Raw genomic sequence first — 14136 nt, 5'->3', positions numbered from 1 at the left:
GGGCCAGGACTGACGAGCACGCCCGCATGAGCCGCGACGCCACTCCCGACAGCCGCTTCGCCACGAAGGTTTTCCCCTCGCCCAACCACGGCGAACGCAAGGGCGGCACCGCTGCACAGGAGGGCAGCCCGGCTGAGGGCGCGCCGCGCCGGCCGGACATGCTGATCCTGCACTACACCGGCATGCCGAATGCCGGCGAAGCCCTGCAATGGCTCTGCAATCCGGTCTCGCAGGTCTCCTCGCACTACTTCGTCTTCGAGAACGGCCACACGCTCCAGCTCGTGCCGGAAGCGCGCCGCGCCTGGCATGCCGGGGCCTCGCATTGGGCCGGCGAGACGGACATCAACTCCTGCTCGATCGGCATCGAGATCGCCAATCCCGGCCATCCCGGCGGCCTGCCCGATTTCCAGCAAGAGCAGATCGCGGCGACGCTGAACCTCTGCCGCGACATCTGCGAGCGCTGGGCCATCCCGCGTGAGCGCGTGCTCGCCCATTCCGACATCGCCCCGGGCCGCAAGATTGACCCTGGCGAGAAATTTCCCTGGCGACACTTCGCTGAAGGCGGTGTCGGCCTCTGGACCGAACCGGCCCCGATCCGCAGCGGCCGCTTCTTCGCCAAGGGCGATGGCGGCCAGCCGGTCGAAGCGCTGCAGGCGATGTTCGCGATGTTCGGCTACGGCGTGACGGTCGATGGTGTTTATGACGAGAAGCTGGAAGCGATCGTCGCCGCCTTCCAGCGCCACTGGCGCCCCGAAAAGGTCGATGGCGTCGCCGACGCCTCGACGATCACGACGCTGCGGGATCTGATCGCCGCAACGCAGGGCTCGCGGATCGCGTAATCCAACGCGTGCTGACGCCGAAACAACCGGAAACCGACCTCTCCGCAACATTGCGGTAAGTTAACTCGCGGTTCGCACGCCATTCTGGCATGGTGCAGGGGCTGGAACGCCGGCCCTGCCGGCGCGACGATGGGGACCAATTTGCGCAAGTGGTTGATCGGATCGGGTGTCGTGGCCGTGCTCGCGGCCGGCGGCTACTGGGCTTGGCGGCCGGCGGGCGGCCCCTCGGCCGACACCGCCTATCGCACCGCTCCCGTCGACCGCGGCCAGATCACAGCCGCCGTGCGTGCCACCGGCACGCTCACACCGATGACGACCGTGCTGGTCGGCTCGCAGCTTTCGGGCCAGATCGTCGAGATCCTCGCCGACTACAATTCGCAGGTGAAGGCCGGCCAGGTCGTCGCACGCCTCAACAGCGACCAGATAAGGACGCGCCGCGACGCCGCCCAGGCCGACGTCGCGCAGGCCCGTGCCGACCTTCTCGTCAAGCGTGCCCAGCTCGACCGCGCGCGCTCGACACGGCTGAAGGCCAATTCGACCGTCAAGGATCTCGAGGCCCAGCGCGACCGCGTCGCGGCGCAGCTCGCCGATGCGAAGCGCACCTCCGCGCGCCAGACCGAGCTCTTCAGCCGTGGTGCCGGCTCGCAGCAGACCCTCGACACCGCCCGCACCCAGCTCGAGATGCAGACCGCGACCCTGGCCTCGAGCGAAGCGCAGATCGCCTCGGCAAAAGCCGAGCTCAACGGCCTCGATGCCGACATTCTCCTCGCCGAGGGCCAGGTCGCGTCCGGCGAGGCGCTGATCGCCCAGCGCGAGGCCAAGCTGAAGGACATCCTGATCGACCTCGAGCGCACCGACATCCGCTCGCCCGTCGACGGCGTGGTCGTGCAGCGCCAGGTCGATCTCGGCCAGACCGTCGCCGCCTCGCTCTCGACCCCGACGCTGTTCCAGATCGCGCAGGACCTGCGCACCATCGACATCTACGCCAATGTCGACGAGGCCGATGTTGGCCGCCTGAAGTCCGGCCAGCCGACGACCTTCACCGTCAACGCCTATCCCAACCGCACTTTCGAGGGGCGCGTCGAGATGGTGCGCCTCGGCGCGCAGACCATCCAGAACGTCGTCACCTATACCGGCGTGATCCGAGTCGAGAACCGGGACATGGCTCTCTTGCCGGGGATGACCGCCAATCTTCAGGTCGTCACCGAGGATCGGCGCGACGTGCTGCGCGTCGCCAATGCGGCCCTGCGCTTCCGCCCGGCGGGAGCTGCCGGGGCGGGCCCAGCCCCGGCCTCCGGCGCGGCGATCGCGGCGGTGCCCGAAGCCGGCCGCGGCGGCGGTCCCGGCCAGGCGGCCGCCTTCCGCGAGCGGATCGAGACCGAACTGCAGCCGACGCCCGAGCAGAAACAGGCCATCGCCACGATCATGCAGGAGCGCCGCGCCGGCTTCCGCGAGGCCATGGCCGGTTTGACCGAGGAGGAGCGCCGCGCCGTCTTCCGCAAGGCGCGCACCGACATGATCGCCAAGGTCGCTGCCGTGCTCGACCCTGAGCGCCGGGCGAAGTTCGAGGCGATGATGCAGGAGGGCCGCAGCGCCCCGCAGCAGGGCTCGCCCGGTCGCGTCTATGTGCTCGGCGAGGACGGCCGCCCGCGCGCCGTGCCGGTCATGCTCGGCCCGACCGACGGCGCCTACACCGAGGTGCTCTCCGGAGAGCTCGGCGAGGGCCAGGCGGTCATCGTCGGCGGCGGCCCACGCCCCACCGCCACGACACCTGCCACCCCCGCCGGCCCGCCAATGCGCGGCGGCCCGCCGCGGCTGTTCTGATGGGCGCGCCCTCCATCGAAGCGGCGCGGCCATGCCGCTGATCGAAGCGCGCGAGCTTTCCCGCGTCTATGACCTCGATTCCGGCCGCGTCACCGCGCTCGACCGCGTCTCTCTCAATATCGAGGCGGGTGATCTCGTCGCCGTGATGGGGCCATCAGGCTCGGGCAAATCCACCTTCATGAACCTGATCGGCTGCCTCGACAGGCCGACCGGCGGGCATTACCGGCTCGACGGCGTCGCGGTCGAGACGCTCGGCAGCGATGGCCTGGCGGAACTGCGCAACCGCAAGCTCGGCTTCGTCTTCCAGCAGTTCAACCTGCTGCCGCGGGTGGACGCCTGCGCCAATGTCGAGCTGCCGATGGTCTATGCCGGGGCCGACCGCAAGACGCGGCGCCAGCGCGCGCTCGCCGCGCTCGGTCGCGTCGGCTTGGCCGAGCGCGCCCATCACCGCCCGATGCAGCTCTCGGGCGGGCAGCAGCAGCGCGTCGCCATCGCCCGCGCGCTCGTCAACGAGCCGCGCCTGCTGCTGGCCGACGAGCCCACCGGCGCACTCGACAGCCGCACCGCGCTGGAGATTCTCGCGCTTTTCCAGGACCTGAACCGCGAGGGCGTCACAGTCGTCCTCGTCACCCATGACGCCGAGGTCGCGCGGCATGCCCGCCGCGTCATCCGCTTCCGCGACGGTCGCCTGCTGAGCGACAAGCGGCAGGAGGCGGCCGATGCGCGCGCCGCGCTGGCGGCTCTCGATTCACATGCCGCCGCGCCGGAACCCTTGCCGGAGGCCGTCCCGTGAGCATTCTCGAGGCCATCCGCTCCGCCCTGTCGGCCATCGGCGCCAATGCGCTGCGCTCGGCCCTGACGATGCTCGGCATCATCATCGGCGTCGCCGCCGTGATCGCGATGGTCGCGATCGGCTCGGGCGCGCGCGAGCGCGTAACCTCTCAGATCAAGTCGCTCGGCGCCAATCTCGCCATCGTCCAGTCCGGCAACGTCACGCAGGGCGGCGCGAGGCTGGGCGCCGGCGCCTCCTCGACGCTGACCGACGAGGATGCGACCGCCATCACCAAGGAGGTCGACGGCGTGGTCGCGGCTGCCCCGGTCATCGTCACCCGCGCCCAGGCCGTCTTCGCCGGCGCCAACTGGTCGACCCAGATCACCGCGACCGATCTCGACTTCTTCGCCGCCCGCGAATGGGAGGTCGGCGAAGGCCGCCTGTTCGAACCGGAGGAACTGCGCCGCGGCGAGATCGTCGCCATCATCGGGCAGACGGTGGCGCGCAATCTCTTCGGCGAGCAGAACCCGCTCGAACAGCAGTTCCGTATCCGCAACGTGCCGTTCAAGGTCATCGGCGTGATGGCGCCCAAGGGCCAGTCGGCGCTGGGCCAGGACCAGGACGACGTCATCTTTGTGCCGCTCGACACCGGCCGGCGCCGCATCGTCGGCCGCAACTACGCCCGCGACCGCTCGGTCCAGACGATCATGGTTAAATTCGCCAGCGAGGATGCGATCGCGCCCGGCATCGAACAGACCAGCGCGCTGCTGCGCCAGCGCCACCGGCTGATGGCGGATCAGGAGGACGACTTCATCGTCCGCAACCTCACCGAGATCGCCAACACCGCAACCCAGGCCGCCAACACGCTCTCCTGGCTGCTGGCGGCGGTGGCCGGCGTCTCGCTGCTCGTCGGTGGCATCGGCATCATGAACATCATGCTGGTCTCGGTCACCGAGCGGACGCGCGAGATCGGCCTGCGGCTCGCGGTCGGGGCCCGCCAGCGCGACGTGCTGGCCCAGTTCCTGATCGAGGCGACGACGCTCGCCACCATCGGCGGGGCGGTTGGCATCGCGCTCGGGATCGGTTCGGCGCTCACGATTGCGCGAATAGCCGGCTGGCCCTCCGTCGTCTCGATCGAGACGATCCTGATCGCCGTCGGCGTCTCCGGCATGATCGGCGTGTTCTTCGGCTTTTACCCGGCCCGCCAGGCCGCGAGGCTCGATCCGATCGAGGCGCTGCGCCGCGAGTGACGCCCGAATTTCGTCGGGACTTGAAAGGGGCGTTAACCCGTCACCCTTATTGTCGGATGCGAGTTGACTGCCTCCCCTTGCGGGGATTTTCCCGACGATGCTCGACACGACCCTCGCCAAGCCTGCCCACGCACCCGCGAGCCTCTTTCCTGAGGCCCTGTTGGGACCGGGCGGAGCATGGTCCTGCGACCTCGCCACCGAGATCGTGTCCTGGACCGACGGTGTCTACGATCTTTTCGGCATCCGGCGCGGACAGACGCTGCATCGCTCCATGGCGCTCGACATCTATCAGAGCCAGAGCCGCAGCGAGATGGAGCGGCAGCGCGCCGCATCGATCCGCAGCGGCAAGGGCTTCGTCCTGGACTGCCAGCTCCGTTCCGACGGCCGCAGCCGCTGGATGCGCCTGCGCCTGGGCGTCAGCTACGATCAGGGCCGCCCGATCCGGATCTTCGGCTCGAAGCAGGACGTCACGGCCGAAAAGAAGATGTGGGACGGACTGGTCACGGTCACCACGAACGATCCGCTCACCGGCCTGACGAGCCGCCGCGCCTTCGAGGAGGCGACGCGCGAACTCAGCCGCCATGCCGAAGGCCCCCATGGCTTCGCACTGGCCGTGGTTGCGATCGACGATGTCGAGGGGCTGCGCGAGCGCCATGACCATGCCGGCGCGCTGGACTGCCTGCGCTGCCTTGGCGAGCGTCTCGCCCGTCTGTTTCCCGATGCGATCCTGGTCGCGCGGATCGGTGGGGCCGAATTCGCCCTGCTCCTGCGCGTCGGCAGTGCCAAGGCGATGGAAGCCACGCTCGACAACGCGCACCGGCTATTGGCGCGCCCCGTCCCGCACGGCAGCGGCGCGATAGAGCTGCGGCTCTCGGTCGGGGCCGCGCTGCTCAAGCCATCGCATCGCGGCGAGCCGAAACGGCTCTTCGCCGAGGCCGACTCCGGGCTCTATGTGGCGCGCGCAGCCGGCGGCAACTGCGTGCGTGTCTTCGACGGCATGATCGCGCGTCCGCCCACCACTGGGGCGGCCTTGCGCGCCGGCTGACCGGCGCGCAGCCGGATCAGACGATCCGGATCGACAGGTCGGGCAGATTGTCGATCTTGCACAGGATGACGTCGCCCTTCACCACCGGGCCGACATTCTCCGGCGTGCCGGAATAGATGATGTCGCCGGCCTTGAGCTCGAACGCCTCGGAGAGCTTGGCGATCTGCTCCGCCACCGACCAGATCATGTGCGTCAGGTTGGAGTTCTGCTTCACCGTGCCGTTCACCGCCAGCGAGATCGCGCCCTTGGTGAAATGCTCGACCGTGCCGACCGGGTGGGATCGGCCCGATCGGCGCCGAGCGATCGAAGCTCTTGCCGATCTCCCAGGGCTTCTTCTCGTCGCCGAGCGCCCGCTGCAGGTCGCGCCGCGTCATGTCGAGGCCCAGCGCATAGCCGAAGACATGGTCGAGCGCCTTGTCCATCGGGATGTTGCGGCCGCCCGATTTGAGCGCCGCGACGAGTTCGACCTCGTAATGATAGTTCTTCGTCAGCGACGGATAGGGGTGGTCGGCCACCTCGCCCGGCCGCACGAACTGGATCGCGTCGGTCGGCTTCTGGAAGAAGAAGGGCGGCTCGCGCGTCGGGTCGGAGCCCATCTCGCGGGCATGGGCGGCGTAGTTGCGGCCGATGCAGTAGATCCGCCGGACCGGGAAAACCTCCTGCGATCCGACGATCGGCACTGTCGTCTGCGGCACGTCGAAGGGCGTCTTCACCGTCGCGACGGGCTGCGCCTGCGCGCTCGAGGCGATCAGCCCGGCGGCCGCTCCGCCGGAGCCCAGAATCGTGCGTCGGGTGATTGTCATGGCGTTTGCTCCCGGGGTTGGCCGGCCTTCTGTCGAGGCCGTCTCCGGTCAAGCCGCCGGTCGGACACCTGCGGCACCGGTCTGGGAGCCAATGAACATCCGCCGGCCCGCCGACGCAAGGCCGCCCTCCCGAAGGAAGGGCGGCCCCGGCCACGGCACAGGTGGGTGGGTGGCGGAAGGATCAGCCCTTCACGCTCTTGACGACGTCTGCGACATTGGCGCCGAAGGCTTCCGCCGTCTTCAGGTCGCCCGGGATCATCTCGTCGACGCTCGCATCGGACGGCGAGGTCACGAGCAGGCCCTGATAGCCGCCGAGATTATTGAGGTCGTCGCGGGTGCTCGACTTGGCGTTGGACGGGTGCATGCCCGTGCCGGTCCAGAGCATCTTGTGCTGGGCGGCGAGCAGAGCGAGATAGGCGATGGTCGAGCCCTTGTCGCCGTTCAGCGTCGCGGAATTGGTGAAACCGGCCGCGATCTTGCCCTTCCAGTCCATCGTGTACCAGGGCTTGCTGGAGGCATCGGCGAACTTTTTGAACTGCCAGGAGACGCTGCCCATATAGGTCGGCGAGCCGAAGACGATGCCGTCCGCCGCCTTGAGCGTGGCCCAGGCGGCCTCCGGCAAGTTGCCGTCGGCATCGATGGCCAGCAGATCGACGGTCGCGCCCGTGCCGCGTGCGCCCTTGGCGACATGCTCGGCGACCTTGGCCGTATGGCCGTAGCCGGAATGGAAGACGATGGCGATCTGGGTCATGCGGTGCCTCCTAAGGAACGGTCGCTAGAGTGCCCCCAAGATGTTGCGGCGCGGCGACGTCCGCAACGGCCAAACGATTGCCGCCGCGCAGGCTCGGGATGGCGCCGGCGCAATGCCGGCCACGGTTCAACCGAGCGGCTTGACGAAGACGACGTTGTCGTCGAGCGAGCGGCCGGTCTCGCGCCAGCCATGCCGGCGGTAGAAGCGCTCCGCCCTGGTGCCCGCGCCAGTGGTGAGATGGGCCTGGACGATACCGGCCGCCATCAGATCCACGAGTGCCGCGTCCAGCAGAGCCCGGCCATGGCCTTTGCCCTCATGCGCCGGATCGACGAACAGCGCCCAGATTAGCCCCGTCTGAGGATTGGCGCAGGTGAAGCCGGCGATCTCGCCATCGCCTTCCGACACCAGGAAGATCGCCTGGTCGCGATACCAGGCGATCTCGGCGTCGGTGACCCGCGAGGGGTCTGACAGCACGTTCTCGCGCACGCCCATGCGGATCGCATGGATGCGCGGCTGGTCGGCCAGTGTCGCCTTGCGGATCACGGGCGAGGCTGCGGTCATCAGCGCTTGCGGACGAACTCGGTGCGCAGCACGAGGCCGCGGATCGTCTCGTGCCGGCAGTCGATCTCTTCGGGATCGTCGGTGAGGCGGATCGAGCGGATGACCGTGCCCTGCTTCAGGGTCTGGCCGGCGCCCTTGACCTTGAGATCCTTGATCAGGACGACAGAATCGCCGTCGGCGAGCGTGTTGCCGGCCGCATCGCGCACGACGACGCTATCCGGTGAGGCCGCCGCAGCCATCTCGGAGGCAGGGCGCCACTCACCCGTCACCTCGTCATAGACGTAGTCGTCGTCAGCCATGTCAGGTCCGTTCCGTATCCAAGGTCGGGCCAGCCGGCCCCTGCGGGGCTATACGCCGCCCCGCCCCCATTCAACAAGAGCGGCCTGTAAAACCCGCGACGCCAGGGAGCCCTTACTCAGCAGCCTCGAGCCGGTAGCTCGCGGGCTCGTAGTTGAGGATCGGGGCCAGCCAGCGCTCGACGTCGTGGATCGGCATGCCCTTGCGGGCGGCGTAATCCTCGACCTGGTCGCGCTCGACCTTGGCGACGCCGAAGTAGTAGGCGTCGGGGTGGGCGAGATAGAGCCCCGAGACGGAGGAGCCGGGCCACATCGCGAAGCTCTCGGTCAACTTCACGCCGACGCGGGATTCCGCCTTGAGCAGCTCGGAACAACGTCGCCTTCTCGGTGTGGTCGGGCTGGGCGGGGTAACCCGGCGCCGGCCGGATGCCGCGATACTCCTCGCGGATCAGATCCTCGTTGGCGAGGCTCTCATCGGGCGCGTAGCCCCAGTAGTCCCGGCGCACGAGCTGGTGCATGCGCTCGGCGAAGGCCTCGGCGAAGCGGTCGGCCAGCGCCTTGACCATGATCGAACGATAATCGTCGTTGTCGCGGGCGAACTTCTCGGAGATGCGCTCCTCCTCCGCACCGGCCGTCACCACGAACGCGCCGATATAATCGGGACGGTCGATGCCTTCCGGCGCGACGAAATCCGCGATGCACATGTTCGGCTTGCCGTCGCGTTTGGAGAGCTGCTGGCGCAGGCCATGCAGCGTCGCCAGCCGCTCCGCCCGGCTCTCGCCGGTATAGAGCGCGATGTCGTCCCCCACCGCATTGGCCGGCCAGAAGCCGATCACCGCCTTCGGGTTGAACCAGCGCTCGTCGACGACGCGCTTCAGCATCGCCTGGGCATCGTCCCACAGCGCGCGGGCCGCCGGGCCCTGTTTCTCGTCCTCGAGAATGGCCGGGAAGCGCCCCTTCATCTCCCAGGTCTGGAAGAACGGGGTCCAGTCGATCAGCGGCACGAGATCGGCGAGATCATAGGTGCGGAAGGTCCGCGTCCCCAGGAAGCTCGGCTTGGGCGGCTGATAGGCGCTCCAGTCGGCCTTGAAGGCGTTGGCGCGGGCCTTGGCCAGCGGCAGGCGCTGCTTGTCGGCCTCCGACCGGCGATGCGCCGCCGAGACCTTGGCGTATTCGGTGCGGATACCTTCAACATAGGCGGGCTTCTGGTCCTGCGAGAGCAGGCTCGACACCACGCCGACGGCGCGCGAGGCGTCGGTGACATAGACCGCCTGGCCCTTCTCATAGGCCGGATGGATCTTCACCGCCGTATGGACTCGGCTCGTCGTCGCCCCGCCGATCAGCAGCGGAATGTCGAAGCCCTCGCGCTCCATCTCGGAAGCGACCGTCACCATCTCGTCGAGCGAGGGCGTGATCAGCCCCGACAGCCCGATGATGTCGACCTTCTCCTTGCGCGCGACGTCGAGGATCTTCTGCGTCGGCACCATCACGCCGAGGTCGATGACCTCGTAATTGTTGCACTGGAGCACGACGCCGACGATGTTCTTGCCGATGTCGTGGACATCGCCCTTCACCGTCGCCATCAGCACCTTGCCGGCCGCCGAACGCTGCGAACCGCCGTTGAGGCGCTTCTCCTCCTCCATATAGGGCATCAGATAGGCGACCGCCTGCTTCATCACACGGGCGGACTTCACCACCTGCGGCAGGAACATCTTGCCCGCGCCGAAGAGGTCGCCGACGACGTTCATGCCGGCCATCAGCGGCCCTTCGATCACATGTAGCGGCTTGTCCGCCTGCTGGCGCGCCTCCTCGACATCGACGTCGATGAAGGCGGTGATACCGTTGACCAGCGCGTATTCCAGCCGCTTCTCGACCGGGTTCTCGCGCCAGGCCATGTCCTTGCCGGAGAAGGACACCGAGCCGTCGCCCTTGAAGCGCGGTGCCGCGTCGAGCAGCCGCTCGGTCGCGTCCTTGCGGCGGTTGAGGACGACATCCTCGCAGAGCTCGCGCAGCTCCGGGTCGAGATCGTCATAGGAGCCGAGCTGGCCCGCATTGACGATGCCCATATCCATGCCGACCTTGATGGCGTGGTAGAGGAAGACCGAGTGCATCGCCTCGCGGACCTTCTCGTTGCCGCGGAACGAGAAGGACAGGTTCGAGACGCCGCCCGAGATGTGGGCGTGCGGCAGGGTCTCGCGGATCGTCTTGGTCGCCTCGATGAAGTCGTTGCCGTAGTTGTCGTGCTCCTCGATGCCCGTCGCCACGGCGAAGACGTTGGGGTCGAAGATGATGTCCTCGGGCGGGAAGCCGATCTGCTCGGTCAGGAGCTTGTAGGCGCGCGTGCAGATCTCGATCTTGCGGGCGTAGGTATCGGCCTGGCCGGTCTCGTCGAAGGCCATCACCACCACGGCCGCGCCATAGTTGCGGCAGATGCGGGCCTGCTCGAGGAAGGCCTCCTCGCCCTCCTTCATCGAAATCGAGTTGACGATGGGCTTGCCCTGGATCGTCTTCAGGCCGGCCTCGATGATCGGGAACTTGGAGGAATCGACCATGATCGGGACGCGGCTGATGTCCGGCTCCGAGGCGATCAGGTTCAGGAACTCGGTCATCGCCTTCTCGGAATCGAGCAGGCCCTCGTCCATGTTGACGTCGATCACCTGCGCGCCATTGGCGACCTGGTCGCGCGCCACGTCGAGCGCAGCGGCATAGTCGCCACTGGTGATCAGCTTCCGGAACTTGGCCGAACCGGTGACGTTGGTGCGCTCGCCGACATTGACGAACGGAATCGTCTCGTCGAGCGTAAAGGGCTCCAGACCCGCCAGCCGCAGATAGCGCTTGATCTCCGGCACCTGGCGCGGCGCCTTGCCGGCCACCGCCTGCGCGATCGCCGCGATATGCCCCGGCGTCGTGCCGCAGCAGCCGCCGACGACATTGACGAGGCCGGCATCGGCGAACTCGGCGAGCATCGCGGCCGTCGCCTCGGGGCTCTCGTCATACATGCCGAATTCGTTGGGTAGGCCGGCATTCGGATAGGCGCAGACCAGCGTATCCGCGACGCGCGAAAGGTCCTTGATATGGGCGCGCATCTCGCGCGCGCCGAGCGCGCAGTTCAGCCCGATCGTCAGCGGCGCGGCATGGCGCACCGCGTTCCAGAAGGCTTCCGTCGTCTGCCCCGACAATGTCCGGCCCGACAGGTCGGTGATCGTGCCGGAGATCATCACCGGCAGGCGGATGCCGCGCTCGCGATAGACGTTCTCGATCGCGACGATGGCCGCCTTGGCGTTGAGCGTGTCGAAGATCGTCTCGACGAGGATGATCTCGGACCCGCCATCGATCAGCCCGCGCACCTGCTCGGCATAGGATTCGCGCACCTGGTCGAAGGTCACCGCGCGGAAGCCGGGATTGTTGACGTCCGGCGAGATCGACAGGGTGCGGTTGGTCGGGCCGATCGCGCCGGCGACGTAGCGACGACGACCGTCCGCCTTCTGCGCGATGGCCGCCGCCTCGCGTGCCAGCCGCGCCGACACCACGTTCAGCTCATAGGCCAGCGCCTCCATGCCGTAATCGGCCTGGGCGATCTGGGTCGAGGAGAAGGTGTTGGTCTCGACGATGTCGGCACCCGCCGTGAAATAGGCGAGGTGGATGTCGCGGATCGCATCCGGCTGGGTCAGCACCAGCAGGTCGTTGTTGCCCTTGAGATCGTGGTTCCAGCCCTTGAAGCGCTCGCCGCGGAAATCGGCCTCGGAGAACTTCTGGTTCTGGATCTGCGTCCCCATGGCCCCGTCGAGCACCAGGATGCGCTCGGACGCGGATTGGCGCAGCGCGCGCTCGATCTTGGCGCCGTCAACGGGGGTGGGCGTGAACTCGGACATGGTGCGCTTTCGTCTCAGTTCTTGCTGGCGCCGGCGGCGCCCTTGCCGTCATTGCGAGGAGCAAGGCGGCGAAGCATCAGGTAGCCAGAGAGGCCTGTGTTGCGTCGCTAACCTCGCAGTGACGCGTTCACTCCGCCGCGACCGCCTGCGCCTCGCCACGCTCCGGCTTGACCCCGGCGAGATGGCAGATCGCATAGACCAGATCGGCTTTATTCATCGTATAGAAGTGCAGGTCGCCGACGCCGCGATCGATCAGATCCAGCACCTGTTCGGCGCAGACGGCCGCCGCCACGAGGCGGCGCGTCGCCGCGTCCTCCTCCAGCCCCTCGAAGCGGTCGGCCAGCCATTGCGGCACGCTCGCTCCCGTCTTGCGGGCGAAATTCGCGGTCTGCTTGAAATTCTGGACGGGCACGATGCCGGGCAGGATCGGGATGTCGATCCCGGCGGCGCGGACCTTGTCGAGATAGCGGAAATAGACGTCGTTATCGAAGAAGAACTGGGTGATCGCGCGCGTCGCCCCGGCGTCGACCTTCTTCTTCAGCGCGTCGATATCGGCCTCCAGCGAGGCCGCCTCGGGATGCTTCTCCGGATAGGCCGAGACCGTGACCTCGAAGTCGCCGATGCGCTTCAGGCCCGCCACCAGATCCGAAGTCTGGTGATACCCGTCCGGATGCGGCTCGTAGACCGTGCCGAGCCCGCCTGCCGGATCGCCGCGCAGCGCTACGACATGGCGCACGCCGGCATCCCAATAGCCGCGAATGACCTCGTCGACCTCGTCGCGGGAGGCGGAGACGCAGGTGAGATGGGCCGCCGGCTTCAGCGCGGTCTCCTCGACCATGCGCTTGACGGTGGCATGGGTGCGCTCGCGCGTCGAGCCGCCGGCACCATAGGTCACCGAGACGAAGGACGGCGCCAGCGGCTCCAGCCGGCGCACGCTCTCCCAGAGCGAAACCTCCATCTCCGGTGTCTTGGGCGGGAAGAATTCGAAGGAGATTTTCGGGCGGCGCGAGCCGTGCCGGCTGGGTCGAAAAGCGTTCATCAGGCCACCTCGAGATTGGTGCGTCGCGGCATCGGATCGGACTGGACACGCCGGTCGCAACCCCGCCAGAGCATGACCGGCAACTGGCCGGAGCCACCGCCGGCAAGCGTGATTTCATCGGAAAGATCGCAGGCGAGCCCGCTCTCGGCGAACCAGCCGGCGATCTGCGCCCGCGAGAAGCCGAGGCGGCGATGCGCATGCTCGGTCCGCAGGAACTCCATCTCGTGCGGGGCGAAATCGACGACGATCAGCCGTCCGCCGGGCGCGAGCATCGCCGCCGCCTCGCGCACGGCGCGGCCGGGATCGTCGAGGAAGTGCAGAACCTGATGGATCACCACGAGGTCGAAGCTGCCGCGCGGAAAAGGCAGCGCATAGATGTCGCCCTGGCGCAGCTCGACGCGGGCCAGACCGGCGGCCTCGAGATTGGCGCGGGCCACCGCCAGCATGGCGTGGTTGGCGTCGACGCCGACCGCGCGGCCGAATTTCGGCGCGATGCGCTGGAGCATCCGGCCCGTGCCGGTACCGAGATCGAGCAGGCTGCCCGGCGTGCCCTTCCCCACCGCGGCCTCGACGGCGGCCTCGACCGCCTCGTCGGGCACATGCAGCGAGCGCAGCCGGTCCCAGTCGCGCGCGACGCTGGCGAAATAGGCCTGCGCAACCTCGGCACGCGTGCCCCGCACGGCGGCGAGCCGCTCGCGATCAGCGATCAGGACCGGGTCGGTTCGGTCGAGCCAGGCGGCCAGCGAGGCGGCGAAGGCCCCGCCCGCCCCGGTCTCGTCCAGGCGGAAAAAGGCCCAGGCGCCTTCGCGCGAGCGACGGACCAGCCCGGCCTCGGCCAGGAGCTTGAGATGGCGCGAGATGCGCGGCTGCGATTGGCCGAGGATGTCCGTCAGGTCCGAAACCGACAACTCCCCCTCCGACAGCAGCGCCAGGATGCGCAGCCGCGTCTCCTCGCCCGCCGCACGGAGAGCGGCCAGCAGAACGTCGGACGGCAGGGTGGTCGGTAGGCGCAAGACAGGCTCCACATCAGCCAAAAACATATAAAGATATGTTTATGTCACTTCCACAGAGCGCGCAACTGCAT

Annotated in this window: 10 protein-coding genes and 2 pseudogenes; 5 read left to right on the top strand and 7 right to left on the bottom strand. The window is 68.1% G+C overall.

The window, feature by feature from the left end:
• The first annotated feature begins 26 nt into the window (after positions 1-26).
• The 5 genes from ABIE41_RS12525 (at position 27) to ABIE41_RS12505 (ending at position 5730) form a co-directional block, all read left to right on the top strand.
• Positions 27-839, top strand: a complete 813-nt coding sequence (locus tag ABIE41_RS12525) for an N-acetylmuramoyl-L-alanine amidase (RefSeq protein WP_192640743.1) — start codon at positions 27-29, stop codon at positions 837-839.
• A gap of 171 nt (positions 840-1010) precedes the next feature.
• Complete coding sequence (locus ABIE41_RS12520) at positions 1011-2663, top strand: efflux RND transporter periplasmic adaptor subunit (protein WP_192640742.1); 1653 nt, start codon at positions 1011-1013, stop codon at positions 2661-2663.
• Between the two features lie 31 nt (positions 2664-2694).
• Entirely contained in the window at positions 2695-3456 is a 762-nt protein-coding gene (locus tag ABIE41_RS12515; RefSeq protein WP_192640741.1) for an ABC transporter ATP-binding protein, read from the top strand.
• The gene (locus ABIE41_RS12510; protein ID WP_192640740.1) at positions 3453-4685 is read left to right on the top strand and encodes an ABC transporter permease; all 1233 of its coding nucleotides are present in this window, start codon (positions 3453-3455) and stop codon (positions 4683-4685) included. Before ABIE41_RS12515 ends, ABIE41_RS12510 begins: the two co-directional genes overlap by 4 nt.
• Positions 4686-4782: 97 nt before the next feature.
• Positions 4783-5730: a GGDEF domain-containing protein gene (locus tag ABIE41_RS12505; RefSeq protein ID WP_192640739.1), complete on the top strand. Its 948-nt coding sequence runs from the start codon at positions 4783-4785 to the stop codon at positions 5728-5730.
• 16 nt (positions 5731-5746) lie between these two features.
• Here ABIE41_RS12505 and ABIE41_RS12500 read toward each other — a convergent pair.
• From ABIE41_RS12500 to ABIE41_RS12470, 7 genes and pseudogenes are all read right to left on the bottom strand, one after another.
• Positions 5747-6533, bottom strand: a pseudogene (locus tag ABIE41_RS12500) (fumarylacetoacetate hydrolase family protein).
• 181 nt (positions 6534-6714) lie between these two features.
• Positions 6715-7284, bottom strand: coding sequence for a flavodoxin family protein (locus ABIE41_RS12495; protein WP_192640737.1), 570 nt, complete (start codon positions 7282-7284; stop codon positions 6715-6717).
• 126 nt (positions 7285-7410) lie between these two features.
• The gene (locus ABIE41_RS12490; protein WP_192640736.1) at positions 7411-7845 is read right to left on the bottom strand and encodes a GNAT family N-acetyltransferase; all 435 of its coding nucleotides are present in this window, start codon (positions 7843-7845) and stop codon (positions 7411-7413) included.
• On the bottom strand, positions 7845-8144 hold the full coding sequence (locus tag ABIE41_RS12485) for an alkylphosphonate utilization protein (protein WP_192640735.1): 300 nt from the start codon (positions 8142-8144) through the stop codon (positions 7845-7847). Before ABIE41_RS12485 ends, ABIE41_RS12490 begins: the two co-directional genes overlap by 1 nt.
• Positions 8145-8256: 112 nt before the next feature.
• Positions 8257-12013, bottom strand: a pseudogene (gene metH, locus ABIE41_RS12480) (methionine synthase).
• A 127-nt stretch (positions 12014-12140) separates the two neighbouring features.
• A complete protein-coding gene (metF, locus tag ABIE41_RS12475) occupies positions 12141-13052 on the bottom strand; it encodes a methylenetetrahydrofolate reductase [NAD(P)H] (protein WP_192640733.1) in 912 nt (303 codons plus the stop codon).
• Positions 13052-14092 carry a metalloregulator ArsR/SmtB family transcription factor gene (locus ABIE41_RS12470; RefSeq protein ID WP_192640732.1) on the bottom strand — a complete coding sequence of 347 codons (1041 nt, stop codon included), beginning with the start codon at positions 14090-14092 and terminating at the stop codon, positions 13052-13054. Before ABIE41_RS12470 ends, metF begins: the two co-directional genes overlap by 1 nt.
• Positions 14093-14136 lie beyond the last annotated feature (44 nt).

Source organism: Bosea sp. OAE506 (genome assembly GCF_040546595.1).
GTDB lineage: Bacteria > Pseudomonadota > Alphaproteobacteria > Rhizobiales > Beijerinckiaceae > Allobosea.
The sequence above is the reverse complement of the archived record's forward strand: the minus strand, read 5'-3'. Positions and strand labels throughout refer to the sequence as shown.